14 protein-coding genes are annotated in these 18,359 nt (G+C 76.1%); 4 read left to right on the top strand and 10 right to left on the bottom strand.

Translation table 11 applies throughout. The features are described 5' to 3' along the window. Positions 1-17 precede the first annotated feature (17 nt). From CLV72_RS02615 to CLV72_RS02585, 7 genes are all read right to left on the bottom strand, one after another. Positions 18-2,372 (bottom strand): type IV secretion system protein, encoded by a 2,355-nt coding sequence (locus CLV72_RS02615; protein ID WP_106238518.1) that lies wholly within the window; start codon positions 2,370-2,372, stop codon positions 18-20. Beyond that, on the bottom strand, positions 2,369-4,858 hold the full coding sequence (locus CLV72_RS02610) for an ATP-binding protein (protein ID WP_106238514.1): 2,490 nt from the start codon (positions 4,856-4,858) through the stop codon (positions 2,369-2,371). Before CLV72_RS02610 ends, CLV72_RS02615 begins: the two co-directional genes overlap by 4 nt. Positions 4,859-4,895: 37 nt before the next feature. After that, entirely contained in the window at positions 4,896-8,321 is a 3,426-nt protein-coding gene (locus CLV72_RS02605; protein WP_106238510.1) for a TcpE family conjugal transfer membrane protein, read from the bottom strand. A gap of 33 nt (positions 8,322-8,354) precedes the next feature. Beyond that, positions 8,355-8,687 carry a hypothetical protein gene (locus tag CLV72_RS02600; RefSeq protein ID WP_106238506.1) on the bottom strand — a complete coding sequence of 111 codons (333 nt, stop codon included), beginning with the start codon at positions 8,685-8,687 and terminating at the stop codon, positions 8,355-8,357. Positions 8,688-8,749: 62 nt separating this feature from the next. Beyond that, positions 8,750-9,679 (bottom strand): conjugal transfer protein, encoded by a 930-nt coding sequence (locus tag CLV72_RS02595; RefSeq protein WP_106238503.1) that lies wholly within the window; start codon positions 9,677-9,679, stop codon positions 8,750-8,752. 632 nt (positions 9,680-10,311) lie between these two features. After that, positions 10,312-10,950, bottom strand: coding sequence for a YHS domain-containing protein (locus CLV72_RS02590; protein ID WP_106238499.1), 639 nt, complete (start codon positions 10,948-10,950; stop codon positions 10,312-10,314). After that, positions 10,947-11,369, bottom strand: coding sequence for a nuclear transport factor 2 family protein (locus tag CLV72_RS02585; RefSeq protein ID WP_106238497.1), 423 nt, complete (start codon positions 11,367-11,369; stop codon positions 10,947-10,949). Before CLV72_RS02585 ends, CLV72_RS02590 begins: the two co-directional genes overlap by 4 nt. A 125-nt stretch (positions 11,370-11,494) precedes the next feature. On the opposite strand from CLV72_RS02585, the gene CLV72_RS02580 reads away from it, so the two are divergent. Continuing rightward, entirely contained in the window at positions 11,495-12,307 is an 813-nt protein-coding gene (locus tag CLV72_RS02580) for a helix-turn-helix domain-containing protein (RefSeq protein WP_106238494.1), read from the top strand. A 136-nt stretch (positions 12,308-12,443) separates the two neighbouring features. Here CLV72_RS02580 and CLV72_RS02575 read toward each other — a convergent pair whose 3' ends face one another. After that, positions 12,444-12,977 carry an MmcQ/YjbR family DNA-binding protein gene (locus CLV72_RS02575; RefSeq protein ID WP_106238490.1) on the bottom strand — a complete coding sequence of 178 codons (534 nt, stop codon included), beginning with the start codon at positions 12,975-12,977 and terminating at the stop codon, positions 12,444-12,446. A gap of 46 nt (positions 12,978-13,023) precedes the next feature. After that, positions 13,024-14,124 carry a redox-regulated ATPase YchF gene (gene ychF / locus CLV72_RS02570; RefSeq protein ID WP_106238487.1) on the bottom strand — a complete coding sequence of 367 codons (1,101 nt, stop codon included), beginning with the start codon at positions 14,122-14,124 and terminating at the stop codon, positions 13,024-13,026. A 140-nt stretch (positions 14,125-14,264) separates the two neighbouring features. Here ychF and CLV72_RS02565 point away from each other — a divergent pair, with 140 nt between their 5' ends. Beyond that, complete coding sequence (locus CLV72_RS02565) at positions 14,265-15,533, top strand: DNA recombination protein RmuC (RefSeq protein ID WP_106241122.1); 1,269 nt, start codon at positions 14,265-14,267, stop codon at positions 15,531-15,533. 95 nt (positions 15,534-15,628) lie between these two features. Further along, positions 15,629-16,174 carry a DUF6542 domain-containing protein gene (locus CLV72_RS02560; RefSeq protein ID WP_245929822.1) on the top strand — a complete coding sequence of 182 codons (546 nt, stop codon included), beginning with the start codon at positions 15,629-15,631 and terminating at the stop codon, positions 16,172-16,174. Between the two features lie 18 nt (positions 16,175-16,192). Here the strand turns inward: CLV72_RS02560 and CLV72_RS02555 are convergent, their stop codons facing one another. Then, positions 16,193-17,245 (bottom strand): 4-hydroxy-3-methylbut-2-enyl diphosphate reductase, encoded by a 1,053-nt coding sequence (locus CLV72_RS02555; RefSeq protein WP_170140847.1) that lies wholly within the window; start codon positions 17,243-17,245, stop codon positions 16,193-16,195. A gap of 256 nt (positions 17,246-17,501) precedes the next feature. On the opposite strand from CLV72_RS02555, the gene CLV72_RS02550 reads away from it, so the two are divergent. After that, the gene (locus CLV72_RS02550; protein WP_106238477.1) at positions 17,502-18,146 is read left to right on the top strand and encodes a hypothetical protein; all 645 of its coding nucleotides are present in this window, start codon (positions 17,502-17,504) and stop codon (positions 18,144-18,146) included. Positions 18,147-18,359 lie beyond the last annotated feature (213 nt).

The raw sequence follows: 18,359 nt of genomic DNA, 5'->3' as shown, positions 1-18,359 counted from the left end.
CACCGTCGCGCCGTCCGTCAGTCGCGGTCGCCGGGGCGCAGCCAGAACGGCACGTCTCCCCCGCGAGCGCTGCCGCGGCGGCGCGGCGTCTCCCACAGCGGCGGCGCCTCGTCGCGCTCCGCGTCGAACCAGCCGTCGGGACGCGGCCGGGCGGCCGCGTCGGACCGGCGCCCGGCGGCGGGCTCGCCGCCGCGGGGACGCGCGGGGCCCTCGCGCCGGCCGCCGTCGCGCGGCCGCTCCCGGCGCGGGCGCGGCGCGGGCTCGGAGCCGCCGCGCCGGCCGCCGGAGAACCAGCCGCCCGCGCCGCCGCCACCGCCGCCGAACGGGGCGCCGCCGCCGGAGCGGGGCGGCGCCTCGGACGGTCCGCCGGCGTAGGCGTCGCCGCCTCCCCCGCCCGCGCTGTCCTGGCCGCGCGGCGGCGGGCTCGCCGACACGGGCCGCACATTGGCGGGCGTGCCGGAGCTGGACCGCCACGGGATGGGCCGCGGCGAGCCGGAGGGCGGCGCCACGCCGAGCGGCGGCGGCGCCGCGCCGGTGCCGGGGGCGGTACCGGTGCCGGGCTGCTCGCCCGGCCGGGTGGGCAGGTTGAGCGGCGGCGGGCTGCCGGACTGGCGGTTGGGGCCGCCGCCGCGCACCCGCGCCCGGCCGGTCTCGCCCTCGCCCGGGGTGCCCGCGGCCTCGGGGTCGTCGGTGCCGGGCTGGCCGCCCCGGCCGCGCACCCCGGCCGCGGCGGCCGCCGCGGTGCCCGCGGCCGCGGCGGTGATGGCCGGCTCGCCCTTGCGGTACATCCACCGGTTGAGCCGCGCCATCGCCACCGGCGGCAGCACGTTGGCGGCCTGGCCCACCACCCCGGTGGTGGCGGCGTCGCGGACGACGCGGCCGGTGAAGCTGTCGGCGTTCACCGAGGCGAACAGCCGCAGGAACGGCCGGCGGTACATGAACACCGCGAAGGTGAGCAGCGCGATGAGCAGCATCTGCAGGCCCCAGGCGAGCGAGCTGGTCATCACCAGGGTGTAGCAGAGCATCAGCACGCTGAGCAGCAGCACCACGAAGATCTGCTTCAGCAGGATCCCGATGGTCATCTCGAACCAGCGGGTGAGCAGGATGCGGCCGAAGCCCGGATGCAGGCCGAGCAGGAAGAAGAACGGGGAGACCAGCAGCAGGAGCAACAGGCCCAGCTTCAGCACGATGATCGCGGCCGACACCACCAGGATCAGGCCGCCGGCCAGCACCGCCGACAGCAGCGCGGTGAGCGCCACCCCGAACTGCCCGACGCCGTCATGGCCCTGGAAATACGGGTAGATCTCCGGGTAGTCCTCCTCGACCGCGCTGTGGATGCGGTCGAACTCCTCGCGCTTGTGGGTGACCGCCGCCTCATACGCCTGGCCGGGGTCGTCGGCGGCGCGGATCGCGGCCAGCTCCAGCCGGGTGAAGGCCTGGGCGTGCAGCAGCGCGGCGGCGTGCTCCTCGGCCGCCTGGTTGGCCACCGGGCCGCTGCCGAACTGGCCGGCCACCCACGGGCGGCAGACCAGGGTGGTCCACAGGACGTTGCTGTTGCTGCGGCTGGCGAAGTCGGCGTCCTCCTCGCCGGGCGCCCGCTCCACCGGAGCGGCGTCGCCGGGGCAGCTCTCCGACACCTCGCCCATGGTGACGCGCGAGAGCGCGCCGTTGGCGACGGTGGTGACGGAGTTGGTGACCCAGCTCGCGCCCGCCAGCACGCTGGAGGGGTTCGTCATGATCCAGATGGCCACGCCGGTGGCCAGCACCATCCAGCCGATGCCCTCGAAGGTGACCGAGGCACGCTGGCGGATCAGCGCCCACCAGGCCAGCCAGACCGCGCCGAGGATGATCACCGGAGTGAGGAAGGGGTTGAACAGGCCGTCGCGCAGGGCCGTCACCACGCGCTCGACCGGCTCGTTGAGCACATTGGTCAGGTCGGGGTTGTTGGCCGCCTGGTAGACGGTGATGGTCAGCTCGTTGACCATGTTGGACAGCTCGAAGGTGTGCACGGCGGCGAGCGCGCCGAAGTCCCACATCCCGGCGCAGCCCAGGCCGCGGGCGATCCACAGCTGCCCGGCGGTGCCGTACTGGCCGTAGTGGCTGGCGCCCTCGGGCACGGCGTCGGCCGCCTCGACGGGCCAGTCGGCCGGGGCGGGCAGCGGCGGGTCGGCCGGGCGGTCGGTCGGGCGCAGCAGGCCGCCCATGCCGCCGTCGGGGTCCTCGGGCATGACCTCGGGGTCGGCGCACAGGGCGTTCAGCGGGTTGCCGAACAGGCCGCCGCCCGGGCTGGCCTGCACGGAGGCGGCCGGGATGATCAGGAAGAGGCCGGTGAGCAGCGTCAGCAGCGCCGCCCGCAGCCGGCGCCGGGTCACCGCCGCGCCCCGGGCAGGGTCGTGCCGTCGTCGGCCGCTTCGGCTTCGGCCCGGTCGTCCGCCGCGGGCCGCTGCCGGGTGGGGTTCGTGTCGAGCCAACTCAGCAGCTCCTCGGAGACCAGGTCGACGCCGATCCGGCCGGCCCTGCCGTCCAGATCCCGGAATATGCACTCACCGTTGCCGAGGTTGCGCAGGACGGCCTTGTGCTCCTCGACGGGTTCGACGCCGAGCAGCGCCATCACATTGGCCACCTCGACGCGTTCGCTGGAGCGGAAGGCGAACACGCTGGACAGGCAGTTGGTGACCTGCTCGTTCAGCAGGTCGCCGGCGTTCTGGCTGACCAGGATCAGGGCGGTGTTGCGGGAGCGGCCCATCCGGGAGACCTCGGGCACCAGCTTGGCGCCCTCGGGGGTGGAGGTGATGGCCCACGCCTCGTCCAGGAAGATCGCCTTGGGCAGGCGCCGGTCCAGGCCGTTCATCAGCCGCCTGGCGAACTGGCTGACCAGGTAGAGCAGCGCGACCGACAGCCGCTGCTCGTAGCTGTAGTCGTCGCGGCCGAGGCCGGAGTCGGGCAGGGTGAGCCCGCCCAGGGTGAACACGGTGGTCCAGCCGGCGCTGTCGATCTGGTGCTCGCCCTGGGGGTCGAAGCAGAGGCTGGCCAGCCGCATCTCCGACATGGAGCGCAGCACCGCGCCGAGGTTGCGCGAGGCGGGGTCGGTGGCGCCCTCCAGGTGCTCCACCACCTTGAGCAGGCTGGGCTGCGGCTGGTTGGCCACCGCCGCCACCGCCTGGATCATCGCGCTCTCGCGCTCCTCGCTCATCCGCGGCAGCAGCAGCCGCAGCGTCTCGGTGGCCATCGTCTTCTTGGCGGCGAGGTCGTCGCCGAAGCCGAAGGGGTCGAGCAGGCCGGGGGCGGCCGAGCCGAGGTTCATCATCCGCGCCTTGCGGCCGCGGCGCCGCAGCAGCTCCACCAGCGACTCGGCGTCGCCCTTGGGGTCGATGGCGGCGACGGTCACTCCGCGCAGGGCCAGCTGGTAGATGAGCAGCAGCGCCAGGGTGGTCTTGCCGCCGCCCGGCTCGCCGGTGATCGCGATCGCGGTGGGGCGGTTGCGGGCCGCCGCCACCAGCGGGTCGAAGTGCACGATGGAGCGGGCCCGGCCCAGCGTCTCGCCGATGTAGGGGCCCACCCAGCCGGCCCCGGAGTCGTCGACCCGGTCGCCGAGGTCGACGGTGGCGGTGGGCATGCCGCCGGCGATGGTGCGCAGCGGCTGGCGCTGCGCGTAGGCGTTGAGCCTGATCCGGTCGCCCGGCAGCGCCTCGCAGAAGAGCGCGAACTGGTCGCCGGTGGAGTTGACGATGTCGATGCCGATGTCGCGGTAGTGCTCCACCACGGCCTCGACCCGCTGCAGCAGCAGCTGCTCGGTGGGCGCGCCGATGATCAGCCGGTGCCAGCCGTAGACGAAGGGCAGCCGCTCCTTGGTGATGCCGTGCTCCAGCATCCGGGCCGCGTCGATCTGCTCGGCGAGCGCGATCGGCGCCTCCACCCCGGCCTCGCGGATGTGGGCGTCCATGTCGCGGGCGTGCGCGAGCTTGCGGCCGACGTCCTTGCTGGCCTTGGCGGGCGGGATCAGCTTCATCCGCGCCGAGACCTCCACCGGGAAGGGCAGCGCGTCGGTGTAGTGCAGCCACGGTTCGCCGTCGGGGAAGGGCATCAGGTCGGGGAAGCGGGCGAAGGACACGTGGGCGGCGTAGGCGGAGCCGGTGGGCTGGTCCAGCCGCAGGTGGGAGCGGCCGTTGTGGATGACGCCCTCGGCCAGCGCCTCGATCTCGCCCGCCCCCCAGCGGCGGCGCGGGGTGGACGACGGGCGGGGCTCTCCGGCCAGGCCCATCACGGCGTGCCGGATCATCCAGGCCAGTTCGGAGGCGCGGGCGTGCCTGGCGTACAGGGCGCTCGCGGACAGGGCGCGGCCCAGCCGCTCGGCCTGCTCGGTCCAGCGGGCGATCTCCCCGGTCGAGATGGTCTCGTCCTCCAGGCCCAGCACCTGCTCGCTGCGCTGGTAGGCGGCGAAGAGCTGGGAGAAGACGCCGCTGCCGGCCAGCTGGGCGCGCACGCCGCGCTGCCCGAGCCGCACGCCGAGGTAGACCTCCTTGGTCCAGAAGTCCTTGGCCCACACGTGCCGGTAGGACTCGTCCAGGTAGTCGTACCAGCCGGGGCCGCCGTCGGAGGTCTCGTCCAGCCGGGTGGCCCACTCCGCCGCCGGGTAGGCGCGCTGCGCGATGCGCAGGTGCACCTCGGCGTCGGTCATCCGGATCGCGGCCAGCGCGATGGTGATGTTGGTGGCCAGCCCTTCGCGCTCCTCCGGAGTGGTGAACTCGTAGGAGACGGTGGGCAGCCGGAAGTAGGCCCAGGCCGAGGTGTCGCTGAGCAGGACGCGGTCGTCGAAGTAGCGGACGGCCAGCCTGCTGGTGGTCTTGGTGGAGCTCATCGCGGATGCCCTGGGGCGGCGCGGCGGGGCGGAGTGTTCATCGCGAGACCTCCTGGTGTCGGCCGCCGGCGGGGGACGGCGGCTCGGACGGCTCCTGCTCGGCGTCTGGGGGCGGTGCGGGCAGCGGCGGGGCGGGCTGCCTGGCGAGGCCGGCCACCACCACGCCGGCCAGCGCCGTGTAGGCGCGCCGGGCGGGGGTGCGGAGGTTGCCCGGTTCGGTGACGCCGCCCTTGCCGTGGCCGAGGTGGTCGTCCCACGGCACCCGCACGATCGCGCGGCAGCGGCCCCGGGCGACCGCCTCGGCCTCCTCGACGTGGGCGAGGCTGCGCTTGCTCACCCCGTTGACGACCACGGTGGAGCGGGCGCGCAGCCGGCTGTAGCCGTGGCCGTCGAGCCATTCGAAGGTCATCGAGACGGCCCGGGGCGCGTCGGCGCTGGCCGGGGCGACCAGTACGACGTGGTCGGCGAAGGGCAGCACCCGGGAGACGCCGGTGGCGGCGGGGTCGAGCAGCACCATCGAGTAGAAGCGGTCGAGCAGCCCCATCAGCTGCTCGTAGTCGCGGTCGTCGAGGGTCTGCACGTAGGGGTCCTCCAGGGCGCCGACGACCTCCAGGCGGGTGTTGGACTGCGAGGTGTAGGAGCGCATGGCCAGGTAGCCGCCGATGCGGTCGGCGTTGGCCAGCAGGGAGGTGAGGGTCTCCGGGGTCTCGGTCCTGGTGCGGCGCGACATCGAGCCGGGCCCCGGGTTGGCGTCGATGGCCACGACCCGCTCGTCGCGGTACTGGGCCAGCATGTGGCCGAGCATGAGCGTGGTGACGCTCTGGCCGGCGCCGCCGGTGCAGCCGAGGACGACGATCCTGCGGTTGCCCTCGACCGGGGCGCGCAGCCGGCGCAGCTCCTCCGACGGCGACTCGGCGCGGCCCGCTCCCCCGGCGACCATCCGGGTGAGGCGGCGCCAGCCGCGGGTGCCGGAGTCGGGGGTCGAGGGGCCGGCCGCGGGCGCGGGGTCGGCGGTGGGCCGGGCCGGCGGGCGGCCGTTGCCGCGCGGCGGGGTCGACGGGGCGGGCGGCTCGGGGCGCCGCTCGCGGCGGGCGGCGGGCGGCGGGGCGGCCGGCGCCTCGGCGGGCTCGGCCGCCTCGCGGCGCGCCGAAGGGCGCGGCTCGGTGGTGGCGGCGGCCGGGTGCACGCGGGCGGGCGGTGCCGGCGGCTCGGGGCGCGCGGGGGCGGGCCGCTCGGATGCGGGCAGGCCGAGGTCGGTGGGCGGCGGCGGTTCGGCGGTGCCGGACGCTTCGGTGCCGACCACGTCGATCTCGACCTCGGGCTCGGCGGGCGGAGCGGGGGTGCCGGGGGCGGGCCAGGCGCGTTCGGCCGGCCCGGTGCGGCGCCTCGGCGCCTGCTTGGCGGCGGGGTTGTCGCGGCGCGGCTCGCGGCGCATGGAGTCGAGTTCGCCGGTGCCGTGGTCGATCTCGACCGCCGGGTCGGCCGGGCGCTCGGCCTGCGGCCGCGCCGGGCGCTCGCCGCCCTCGGCGGGTTCGCGCTGCGGCGCCTCCCAGGGCAGCGGGCGCTCGGTCCAGGCGGGCTTGGCGCGTCCGGTACGGGGGCGGCCCGGGTCGGCGGGGGGCGCCGGCGGCCGGGCCGAGGCGGCCGGGCGCTCGGCGGCGGGCGGTGCGGGCTCGGCGGCGTCGGCCGGGGTGCCGGTGCGGGCGGGCCGCTCGGGGAAGAGCTGGCGCATCCGGGACCGCTCGGCGGGGCGCGCGGGCTCGGCCGGGGCGGCCGGTTCGGCGGGCCGGGCGGCGGCGTCGGCGCGCTCGGCGGCCGGCCGCGCGGGCGCGGCGGTGCCGCGCTCCTGGGCGGCGGGCCGGGCGGGCTCGGTTTCGGGCGGTGCCGCGGGCGCCTCGCCCAGCTGGGCGGCGGCGGCCGGGTGCAGCTCGCCCCTGCGGTCGGCGCGGCGGCGGATATTGGCCTGCCGGGCGCGGTCGACGACGCTGCGGGCGCCCTTGGGCGCAGCCTCGCCGCGCTCGGCACGGTCGTCCGTGCCCGAGGGCGGCTCGGCGGGAGCCTGGCCGGCCGCGGCGGTCGGGGCGGCGTCCGCGCGGACGCCGCCCCAGGGCTCGGCGGGCCCGCGGGCGGGCGACGGCTCGGACGCGGCGGGGGCCGGGGGCGTGGAAGCGTGGGCCGCGCGGACGTCACCGGCGCCCCGGGGTTCGGCGGGCCCGGGCGAGCCGTGCGCGGCGGGCCGTGCCGCGTGCGGCGGCTCTTCGGGGGCCCGCGGCGCGGCGGTGTCGCCGGGGGCCTCATCCGCCGGGGCGGGCCGGCGGGCCGAGGCGTCGCCGGAGGCGGGTCCGGACGTCGAAGCGGTGGACGTGGCGGGCCAGGGCGAATCGGAGACCCGGCGGCGGCCCGTTCCGTCCGCGCCCCGGGACCCGGCGGGCTCGGGGTGTCCGGATGCCGCCCGACCTGCGTCGGCCGACCTGGGCGCGGCCGTCTGCTCCGCCCGCGGCGGGGTGCCGGGCGCGGCCGCCTGAGCGGCCGGGGCCGTCGCGGACCGGCGCTCGGCGTCTGCGGCGCCGTGCGCCTCGTCGGCCTGGGGCCGCGCGCCGTTCCGCGGTGCCGCGGCCGTCTCGGTCGGGATCGGCCGGCCGGCGTCGGTGCCGGGAGCGGCCGCGTCGTACGGCGGCGCGGCCGGACCGCTCGCGGCGGGCCCGGACGCGCGTGCGTCCTCCGCCGCCGGAACCCCGGCGGGCCCGTGGGCCTCTTCGGCGGCGGACGCCTCCTCGGTCCATCCGGCGGGCCTGGGCCACGGCGGGTCGTTCCTGCGGCGGGCGGCGCGCGCCTCCTCACGCGGCCCGGCGGGCCGCGGCGCCTCGGCGGCGGGCCGCTCCTGGGCGGGCCGGGCGGCGGGGCGCGCCGGTGCGTCGGCCTGGCGGCGGGTGACGCGCACCAGCGCCGGGGAGACCTCGCGGCCGCGCCGGGCGGCGCCGCGCTTGCGCTTGGCGGCCTTGCCCTTGCGCCGCTCGGGCGCCTCGGCGGCCTCGGCTCCCCGCTCGTCGGCCGCCGCCTTCGCGGCGCGCAGCGGCAGCGGCGGCGCGTCGGGGGCCCGCCGCCACACCCGTGCCTCGATGACGACGCGGGAGGGCTCCCTGGACGGGGTGAGCCGGGTGAACACCCGGGGTTCGAGCAGGTAGCGGCCCTGCGAGAGCAGGAGTTCGGGCAGACGCTTGTTCTCGATCACCGGCCGGGTGCCGAGGAAGGTGAGGACCGCGGGCGGGACCAGCCACACGACATGGCCGATCGGGGGCTCGAAGGGCACCCCGACCAGCCGCATGAGCAGGATCCACACGAGGGAGACGCCCACGAACACGCCGATGGTGACGATCGGCAGCGGCATCGGCAGCCGGAAGTCGTACAGCTTGTACAGCCGCTTCTCGATCCGCCAGATGCTCGTATACGTGGGCAGGTCCACGCCGCGTACTCCTTCCCGGCAGGCGGCCCGCGATCAGGAGACGCCGAGCGCGCCTGCGATGGCCCGCGCGGTCGTCTCGATGATCCCGGGGACGTAGAAGATGACGCCGATCAGGATCGCCAGGATGATGAACTGGGCGAACCTGGTGATCTCCCTGGTGAACAGGAAGAAGATGGCCACGATCGACACGACGACCAGGAACAGCGGGCCGAAGAAGTTGCGCAGCCAGCTGGCCAGGCCCGAGGTGTCGGGCCCCTGGACCTCGGCGAGCAGGCCGGTGTGGGCTCCCGGGGTGTGCAGCGCCTCCGCGGACAGCGGCAGCTGCGTCACGGCGTCCTGCGACGCCTGGAGCAGGTCGGGGAACATCTACGTTCTCTCCCCCCGGGGGGCGGTGCGGGTGGGCAGGGCGGACATGGGCCTCTCCTTATTCACGAACCGAACGACTGCGGGGACGCCTGGATGTCCCGGATATACCACCTGTCTCCGTCGACCATGGTGAGCCGGTAGGTCTGGGAGAGGGCGGGTTCCTCGGCGACCATCTCGCCGCCGGCCTCGGTCGCGGCGGCGGGGCGCCAGACCACGGTGGCGGTGACGGTCACGGCGCCGTCGGGAGCGGCGCTCTCGGTGCCGGGGGCGGGGACGTTGATGTCGGCCAGTTCCTGGAACTCCACCACTCCGTTCAGGCCGGAGATGGCGGCGTCGACGTCCAGGTACTGGTCGAGGGCGGGGTCGCCGCTGGCGTAGGCGGGGAAGAAGCCGGTCAGCACCTGGGTGAGCTCCTCCTCGAGCTCCAGGTCGGGTTCGGGGGCGGGCACCTCGGGAAGTTCGGCGGCGGGCGGGGCGGCCAGCAGGGCCGGCCGGCCCGACACGGTGAAGCCGCCGTTCTCGGTGTAGACGGGCACGGCCAGCCGCACGGGCTCGCCGCCCAGGCTGGCGACCAGGTTGACGACGGCGTTACGCTCGTCGACGACGTCGACGCCGGCCAGGCGGAGGTTGTCGGCGCGCAGCCGCCCGGCTCCGTTCCAGCCGGCCTGGGTGTCGGTCTCGGGGGGCAGGTAGGCGGCGAGCGCCTCGGCCCTGGCCTCGGCGGAGCCGCCGTCGAAGTTCAGGTAGACGTCGGCGAACTGGAGGGCGAAGGCGGCGGCGCCGCTCTCGGGGAAGGAGCCGGCGGGGTCCTGCTCGGGCGCGGCCTCGGGAGGGCCGGCGGTGGCGTCGGTGAAGGGGGCGCGCACGCCGTTGACGATCACCACGATGATGAAGATCCACAGCACCGCGCGGCCGAGCCAGATGAGCCAGCGTCCACCGCCGCCCGACCAGCCCCGGCGGCGCCGGGCGGGTGGGGCGTCGAGGACGTCCATCGGACCGTCCCCGTCGACGACGGGAGCCGACCCGCTCCGACCGCTCACTGAGGCCACCCTCCGCTCGTTGGTGCGCACACGTGTCCGGACCCGGGCGCTTCGCCCCGTCCGGGTCCGGTGGGGCCACCCGCGGTCGCCCTCCTCCGCGACATCCCGCCTCCGCTCATTCCCGCTATCGGACGTCCGCGAACCCTCGCGGCGGCGGGAGTGCGGCGGCGCGGACGGGCCGACCGCTCCGGCCCTCCTCCATAGTGCGCCATCGGGCGGCGGCCGCGCTCGATTCTCTCAGCCCGAGGCGCGGGACGCCCACCCGTGACGGCGCCGTCACGGGGACGCCTCGCAACCTACGCCATGGATCGGCGCCGCACAGGCTTACTTTCCGGAGATGTATTACTGGCCGAGATGAATTCGGCGTTTCGCGATGCCCATCACCCTGTTTCGCACCCGATGTCCGGTTCCGGCCGTCCGCTTGTCTTGCCCGCCGGACAGGGCGTGATCGCCGTCCGGGCGGCGGGACGGGGCGGTGCGGACGGCCGCGCACGCCGGAGGGCCCGCCCGATACCAGGCGGGCCCTCCGGGGGCCGTCCGTCCACACAGGCTCCGGCCGCGCCCCGCGTGCGGCCGGATACTGCTCAGGCGGGGGCGAGCCCGTGCTCGCGGGCGTAGGAGTCGCGGCAGCCGCGCGAGCAGAAGCCCACCGTCTCCCCGTCGTGGTCGAGCGTGATCGAGCCCTTGCCGGGGCGGACGTACATCCCGCACACCGGGTCGAGCAGGGTGCCGTCCGGCGGCGGCGGGGCGGTCCCGGCGGCCTGGGCGGCGCGGAACTCCTCGGTCATGTGGGCGAGCACACCGTCGGCGGTGGCGGGTCTGCCGTCGAGGCCGATGCTCCCGTCGGGAACGCCGCGGACCGTCACCCACAGGTCCCCGCCGCGCCGCTCCCAGGCGCGGGCCGTGTCGACCTGGCGGACGGCGGAGCGCAGCACGCCGATCGCGTAGGGTGCGACGTCCTCGCGCCACGCCTCGGGGACGGTGACGCTCGCGATCACCGGCGGGGCGGCGCCCGGGTCCGGCGGGCCGTCGCCCCGGTGCCAGCCGTACAGCTCGCGGAAGGCCACATGCGTCATCGTGGCGGCACGGCGCAGGGTCGCCTCGGGGGCGGAGCCGGGGCCGCTGTCCCCGGTGAGGAAGGCGCCGACCAGGCGCTCGGCGACGAGCCGCCGGTCCTCTTCGCGCAGGGCCCCGGCGGGGTGGGCGATCTCGATGAGGATCACCGCGCGCCTCCGGCCCGCTCGGCCTCGGCCTCGTGGTGCTCGAAGCCCTCGGGCGCCCGGTCGAGGAACGAGACCACGGCGGTGATCCGGCCGTCGGGGGCGAGCTGCGCGATGTCGGTGCCGGCCGCGAAGACGGTGCCGTCGGCGAGCACGATCTCCCAGCCGAAGCGGGCGCGGTCGTGGTGGTGGTCCGGCGGGGCGGGCACCCGGTAGGTGGCGGCGCCCACGTGCTCGATGAACTGGGTGCGGAAGCCGATCAGCGCCTCCGCGCCGGTGAGCACGCCGGGCACCGCGCGGTACTCGACGTCCTCGGTGAACACCTCGGCGGCGGCCCTGCGCTGCTCGTCGGGCGTCTCGCCGTTCCAGAAGCGCACGTAGCGCTCGACGGCCTCGGCCGGGTTCAGGCGGGCGGTGGTCATGGTCGTCCCCTCTCGTCGCGGCGGCCGGTCGGCGCGCCGGGCTCCAGGGTGGGTGCGGCCGGGGCCGCGCGTCGATTACCCGGGAGGTCATTGCCGGGCCGCGCGCGCTCGGGCAGCCTGTCGCCATGACCACCACCGAGCAGGACGTCGGATCGCTGGTGCGCCGGTGGCGGGAGCGGCGGCGCCGCTCGCAGCTCGACGTCTCGATCGCGGCCCAGGTGTCCACCCGCCACCTGAGCTTCATCGAGACCGGGCGGGCGACCCCGAGCCGGGCGATGATCGAGCGGCTCTGCGACGAGCTCGACGTCCCGCTGCGGGAGCGCAACGCCTTCTACCTGGCGGCCGGGCTCGCGCCGGTGCACCGGGAGCGTCCGCTGGCCGACCTCGGCGCCGCCCGCGCCGCCGTCGAGGCGGTGCTCGGCGGGCACGAGCCGAACCCGGCGGTGGCGGTGAACGCGCGCTGGGACCTGCTGGCCGCGAACCGGGCGATGCGGCGCTTCCTGGCCGGCCTGCCGGCCGCGCTCACCGGGCCGCCGCTGAACATGCTGCGGGCCACCATGCACCCGGACGGGCTCGCGCCCCGGCTGCGCAACCCCGCGCAGTGGCGGGCCCACACGCTGCGCCGGGTGCGGCGGCAGCTGGACCGCACCGCCGAGCCCGCGCTGGCCGCCCTGCTCGCCGAACTGGAGTCCTATCCGGCCCCTCAGGTGTCCGGCGACGCGCCGGCGCCCGCGGGCGACATCGTCACGCCCATGCGGCTGGCGACGGAGGCGGGCGAGCTGTCCCTGCTGTACGCCGTCACGGTCTTCGGCTCGCCGCGCGACGTCACCCTGGACGAGGTCGCGGTCGAGACCTTCTTCCCGGCCGACGAGGCCACCCGCGAGGCGCTGCGCGCGCTGGCCCGGGACGCGGAGCGGACGGGCGCGGCCTCGCGCTGAGGTGGCGAGGGGCCTGCCCGGCCGCGGGCTTCACATCGCCGCGCGGCGGCGGGGCTGGACCGGGCGGGCGCACGCGTCCGCACGGTGGCCGTCGGCCGCCGTGGACGGCCTGACGCGCCTGTGGCGGCCGGCCCGGTCACCGCAGCGAGCGGCCGCTCGCCTCCAGCGCCTCGCGCAGGATGCGGATCGCCTTGGGGCCGACGCCGTGCAGCGCGCGCAGTTCGGCCTCGGAGCGCTCGGCGACCTGCTCCAGCGAGGTGATGCCCGCGGTGTACAGCGCCGAGGTAGCCGGCCGTCCGATGGCCGGCAGGTCGCCGCCGGGCCGCCCGGCCGCCCGCTCCGCCTCGTCGTACGCGGCCACCAGCCGCTTGGGCGCGCGGTGGCGCCACGCCTCGGCGGCCAGGCCGTTGAGCCGCTGCCCGTCGATGTCGGCCAGCGGAAGCCGCACGCCCAGCAGCGTGCCGCGCCGCTCCAGCCGCTCGCCGGTGGGGTACTCGGCCAGCACCCGCTCGACCGCCTCGGCGGGCAGGTGCAGCAGCACCGCGTCCCGCCGGTCCAGCACCGCGAAGCCCTTGCCCCGCACCGAGAACGACGGCATCCCGAAATGGGTGCCCTCCTCGGCCTCGGGCATCGCCAGCGCCGCCTTGCGCACCTGCGCCTTCGTCGTCATGGGGGCGATGCTAGGACGCGGGACCGACAGTCGGCGGCCGCCGGGCTCAGACGTTGAAGCGGAACTCCACCACGTCGCCGTCGCGCATGACGTAGTCCTTGCCCTCCATGCGGACCTTGCCGGCCGCGCGGGCCTCCTGCATGGAGCCGGCGGCCGTCAGGTCGTCGTAGGAGACGATCTCGGCCTTGATGAAGCCGCGCTGGAAGTCGGTGTGGATGACGCCGGCCGCCTCGGGGGCGGTGGCGCCGACCGGGATGGTCCAGGCGCGCGCCTCCTTGGGGCCCGCGGTGAGGTAGGTCTGCAGGCCGAGGGTGGCGAAGCCGGCGCGGGCGAGCAGGGTGAGGCCGGGTTCGGCCTGCCCCATCTCGGTCAGCAGTTCCAGCGCCTCGTCGTCGTCGAGTTCGGCAAGCTCCGCCTCGATCTTGGCGTCCAGGAAGATGGCCTCGGCCGGGGCGACCAGCTCCGACAGCCGCTTCTTGACGCCGTCGTCGGCGAGTTCGCCGCTGTCGAGGTTGAAGACGTACAGGAAGGGCTTGGTGGTGAGCAGGCTCAGCTCGCGCAGCAGCGCGAGCTCGATGCCCGCGGCGGCGGCGCCCGCGTACAGGGTGGTGCCGCCGTTGAGCAGCTCCTGGGCGGCCGCGGCGGCCTCGGCCACCAGCACCCGCTCCTTGTCCTTGGCGTCGCGGACGAACTTGGCCTCCTTCTGCAGCCGGGGCACCGCGCGCTCCAGGGTCTGCAGGTCGGCCAGGATCAGCTCGGTGTTGATCGTCTCGATGTCGCGCGCCGGGCCGATGTCGCCCTCGACGTGGGTGACGTCGGGGTCGTGGAAGGCGCGGACCACCTGGCAGATCGCGTCGGTCTCGCGGATGTTGGCGAGGAACTGGTTGCCCAGGCCCTGGCCTTGCGAGGCGCCGCGCACCAGGCCGGCGATGTCGACGAACCGCACGGTGGCGGGCAGCACCTTCGCCGAGTCGTACATCTCGGCGAGGCGGGCCAGCCGCGGGTCGGGCACCCCGACGACGCCGACGTTCGGCTCGACCGTGGCGAACGGGTAGTTCGCGGCGAGCACGTCGTTCTTGGTGAGGGCGTTGAAGAGGGTGGACTTGCCGACGTTGGGCAGGCCGACGATGCCGATGGACAGACTCACGAGTGGCGAGTCTACCGGCGGCCCCGACCGGCCCGGCTGCCCCGGAGTCCGGCCCCTCGGTGCGCGGGCGCCTGGCCGGAGCGGGCCGCCCGCGCGCGTCGGTGCGCCCCCGGCGCGCCGAGGGCTGGCAGCATGCCCGCATGGACGCGCTGTGGATGTTCGCCTGCCTGCTGCTGGGCCTCGCGGTCGGGGTGGCCGTCGGCCTGGTGCTGGCGCGGGCCCGCCAGGCGGAGCTGCGGGCGCAGGCCACCGCCGCCGAGGAGAAGGCGGCCTACATCGAGGAGCAGCTGGCCGAGCGGTTCAGATCGCTGTCGGCGCAGGCCCTGGACGCGACCAACCAGCGCTTCCTGGAGTTGGCCGAGGGGCGGCTGCGGGCCGCCACCCAGGCCGCCGGGCACGACCTCGACCAGCGCAGGACCGCGGTGGAGCACCTGGTCGGGCCGCTGCGCGAGACGCTGGCCAAGGTCGAGGCGCAGCTGCGGGAGTCCGACGCGGGGCGCATTGCGGCGCAGGCGGAGCTGTCCAAGCAGGTCGAGTTCGTCCGGGAGGGCTCCGAACGGCTCAGGGAGCAGACGCAGGCGCTGGTCACCGCGCTGCGGCGGCCCGAGGCGCGGGGGCGCTGGGGCGAACTCCAGCTGCGCCGGGTGGCCGAGCTGGCCGGAATGGACTCCTACTGCGACTTCCAGGAGCAGGCGTCCGCCGTGGCCGCCGACGGCAGCGCGCAGCGGCCCGACATGGTGGTGCGGCTGGTGGGCGGCAAGAGCATCGTGGTGGACTCCAAGGTGTCGCTGTCGGCGTACCTGGAGGCGGCGGAGGCAGGCGAGGAGCGGGTGCGCGCCGAGCGGCTGGCCGCGCACGCCAGGCAGCTGCGCCGCCACGTCGACCAGCTGGCCGCCAAGGCGTACTGGGCGGCGTTCTCGCCCGCGCCGGAGTTCGTGGTGCTGTTCATCCCGGGCGAGGCCTTCCTGGCCCCCGCGCTGGAGCACGACCCCCGGCTGCTCGACTACGCTCTGGCCCGCCGCGTGCACATCGCCACCCCGACGACGCTGGTCTCGCTGCTGCGCACCGCGCAGTACGCCTGGCAGCAGGCGGCGCTGAGCGAGAACGCCCGCGCCGTGTTCGAACTGGGCCGCGAGCTGCACGAGCGGCTGGGCTCGCTCGGCCGCAACGTCGACGGGCTGGGCAAGGCGCTGGACCGGGCCGTCGCCTCCTACAACCAGACGGTCGGCTCGCTGGAGAGCCGGGTGCTGGTGACGGCGCGGCGCCTGCGCGACCTGGGGCTGGTCGCCGACGAGCTGGCCGCGCCCGACGCCGTCGACGCCCGCTCGCGGGTGCCGTCGGCGCCGGAGCTGCTGGACGCCGCGGCGCTGCCCGACCCGGTCCCGTACGGCCGCAACGGCGACCGCTGACTCGCGCCGGCGGGACCGGGTACGACGAGACATACGGGGGCGAGGCCCCGCGCCGTCCGCGGGGGCGGGCGGCGGGAGGGGACGGGAGGACGGCCATGGCAGGGCGGACACACGGGGGGCCGGGGCGCGCGGACGCGCCGCGGGCATCAGGGCGCCGCGCGCCGCGCTCGCGCGGACGTCGCGGCCAGGGCGGCGCGGCGCCGGTCCGGCTGACGGCGCGGGGGGCGCTGCTGGCCGTCGTGCTCATCCTGACGGCCGCGGCGCTGATCGGCTCGCTGCTGCGCACCGTGGTCGCGCCGTCGACGCTGATCGGAGTGGTCTTCGTCGCCGTCTCACTGGCCGGGGTGCTGCTGGTGCGGCGGCGCGACGTGATCTGGATGGCCGTGACACCGCCGCTGACCTGCTTCGTCGCCCTACTGCTCGCGGAGACCCTGCTCGCGCTGCCCACCGGCGCCTTCGCGCAGGCGCTGGCCATCGGCATGGGCACCCGCCTCGCCGAACTGGCACCGTGGCTGTTCGGCGGCACCGCCCTCGCCCTCGCCCTCGCCTGCTTCCGCGGCCTCCCCGACAACATCCGCGAACTCCGCGAGGACCTGTCGGGCCGCGCCGTCCGCCGCTACGCGTCGCGGCCGGAGGAGTGACGCGGCCCGGGCGGCCCGCTAGCCCGCCGTGAGGCGCAAGGCTTCGGCGCGGAGGTCGCGGCGGAGTTCCTTGGGCATGGAGAAGGTGAGCTTCTCGCGGGCGGACTCGACCTCGCGGACGTCGGAGAAGCCGTGGCGGTCGAGTAGGGCGAGGACGTCCTGGACGAGTTCGTCGGGGACCGAGGCGCCGCTGGTGACGCCGACGGTGGTGGCGGCGGTCAGCCACTCGGGGTCGACCTGGTCGGCGTTGTCCACCAGGTGGGCGGCGTCGGCGCCGGCGTCCAGGGCGACCTCGACCAGGCGCACGGAGTTGGAGGAGTTGGTGGAGCCGACGACCAGCACCAGTTCGCACTCGGCCGCGATCTCCTTGACCGCGGTCTGGCGGTTGGAGGTGGCGTAGCAGATGTCGTCGCTGGGCGGGTCGAGCAGCTTGGGGAAGCGCTCGCGCAGCGCGGCGACGGTGGCGTTGGTCTCGTCGACGGACAGGGTGGTCTGGGAGAGCCAGGCGACCTTGTCGGGGTCGCGGACCTCGACGTTGGGGACGTCCTCGGGACCGCCGACCAGGGTGATGTGCTCGGGCGCCTCGCCGCTGGTGCCGATGACCTCTTCGTGGCCCTCGTGCCCGATGAGCAGGATGTCGTAGTCGTCCTTGGCGAAGCGGACGGCCTCGCGGTGCACCTTGGTGACCAGCGGGCAGGTGGCGTCGATGGTGGCGAGCGAGCGGCCGCGCGCCTCCTCGTGCACGACGGGGGCGACGCCGTGGGCGGAGAAGACCACGATGGCGCCCTCGGGCACCTCGGCGGTCTCGTCGACGAACACCGCGCCGCGCTCCTCCAGCGTGCGCACGACGTGGGTGTTGTGCACGATCTGCTTGCGGACGTAGATCGGGGCACCGTACTGTTCCAGCGCCTTCTCTACCGTCTGCACCGCCCGGTCGACCCCGGCGCAGTAGCCGCGCGGCCTGGCGAGCAGCACGCGCCGGGCTGGTGCGGCGGGGTCGGCGGTCGCGGCCGGCGCCACGGACTCGGACGGCTCGGTCGTAGCGGCTGAAGCGGCAGACACAGCAGACATGATCCCCATCCTAGGTGCTGGCGCCGAACGGAGGGCGTTCGGCAGGTCGGCCGCCGCGCATCCCGCGCGGCGAGCGGCGCCGAGACGCGCAGGAAACCAAAATGGTGCAGGTTCGAGGAGGCGACGGGGCGGCGCGGAGCCGTGAGATACGGCACAGTGGACGGCAAACCATCGAAACGGCGCGAATCCGTACCTCCCGGCACAGTAGCCACGCTATAACCGTGACCCGTACACGCGTATAAGGAGCACAGCATTCATGCCTAACGCCGGACTCAAGGGAGTCCTGGACTCGGTGAAGATCGGCTTCGCCAAGCTCCTGGGCCGCACCGACACCCCCGCCAAGGATTCCGCGGCCGCCGAACCGGCTGCCAAGCCGACCACCGCGAGCACCCCCGCCCCGGCGACGGCGTCGACCGACACGGTCGCACCCGCCACCGACACGGCCGCCGACACCGCCACCGCCGCCCCCGCGCCGGCCCCCGCCGGCACGGTCGACGTCGCCGCCGACACCGCGAGCTCCACCGGCACGGCCGCCCCGGCGGGCGCCGCGACCGAGGCGGACACGGCCGCGAAGGCGGAGGCGAAGTCCGAGGCCGCCGTCGCGGCGGACCCCGCTCCCGCCGCCACCGCGCCGGAGCCCGAGCCCGCGGCCGACCCCGTCGCGGACCCGGCACCGGCCGCCGTCGCCGACCCCGAGGCCCCCACCGCGGCCCCGGCCGAGCCGCCGCTGGCCAACTACGACACCCTCTCCGTCGCGTCCATCCGGGCCCGCTTCCGCAACCTCAGCCTGGAGCAGGTGCGCGAGCTGCGCGCCTACGAGGAGGCGAACGCGGCACGGCCGGAGTACCTGAAGATGTACGACAACCGGATCGCGAAGGTCCAGGCCGGCCCGGCCAAGTAGCCGCCCGCCCCCCGCAGGCCGGGGCCCTTCCTCCGCCCCGCCCCCTACCGGGCCGCTCGGCGCCGGCGCCGTCCCGTGCCGGACGCCGTCAGGCCCGCCCGCTCCGCATGCCGGCCCGCGGCGCCCGTCCCCACCCGGCCGGCGCCGCGCCGCCGGCGGCCGCGCGGCGGCTCCGCCGCGCCCTCCCGGGCCCGCCCGCCGCCGTCCCGCACG

Origin of the sequence: Allonocardiopsis opalescens (genome assembly GCF_003002095.1) — a bacterium.
Taxonomy (GTDB): Bacteria; Actinomycetota; Actinomycetes; order Streptosporangiales; family Streptosporangiaceae; genus Allonocardiopsis; species Allonocardiopsis opalescens.
The sequence above is the reverse complement of the archived record's forward strand: the minus strand, read 5'-3'. Positions and strand labels throughout refer to the sequence as shown.

What these genes read in the sequence shown, in the direction of transcription:
- CLV72_RS02550 (WP_106238477.1), top strand. Translation starts at nt 17,502, where the DNA reads ATGCCTAACGCCGGACTCAAGGGAGTCCTGGACTCGGTGAAGATCGGC.
- CLV72_RS02565 (WP_106241122.1), top strand. Translation starts at nt 14,265, where the DNA reads ATGGACGCGCTGTGGATGTTCGCCTGCCTGCTGCTGGGCCTCGCGGTC.
- CLV72_RS02600 (WP_106238506.1), bottom strand. Translation starts at nt 8,687, where the DNA reads ATGTTCCCCGACCTGCTCCAGGCGTCGCAGGACGCCGTGACGCAGCTG.
- CLV72_RS02575 (WP_106238490.1), bottom strand. Translation starts at nt 12,977, where the DNA reads ATGACGACGAAGGCGCAGGTGCGCAAGGCGGCGCTGGCGATGCCCGAG.
- CLV72_RS02555 (WP_170140847.1), bottom strand. Translation starts at nt 17,245, where the DNA reads ATGTCTGCTGTGTCTGCCGCTTCAGCCGCTACGACCGAGCCGTCCGAG.
- CLV72_RS02585 (WP_106238497.1), bottom strand. Translation starts at nt 11,369, where the DNA reads ATGACCACCGCCCGCCTGAACCCGGCCGAGGCCGTCGAGCGCTACGTG.
- CLV72_RS02595 (WP_106238503.1), bottom strand. Translation starts at nt 9,679, where the DNA reads ATGGACGTCCTCGACGCCCCACCCGCCCGGCGCCGCCGGGGCTGGTCG.
- CLV72_RS02560 (WP_245929822.1), top strand. Translation starts at nt 15,629, where the DNA reads ATGGCAGGGCGGACACACGGGGGGCCGGGGCGCGCGGACGCGCCGCGG.
- CLV72_RS02580 (WP_106238494.1), top strand. Translation starts at nt 11,495, where the DNA reads ATGACCACCACCGAGCAGGACGTCGGATCGCTGGTGCGCCGGTGGCGG.
- CLV72_RS02610 (WP_106238514.1), bottom strand. Translation starts at nt 4,858, where the DNA reads ATGAGCTCCACCAAGACCACCAGCAGGCTGGCCGTCCGCTACTTCGAC.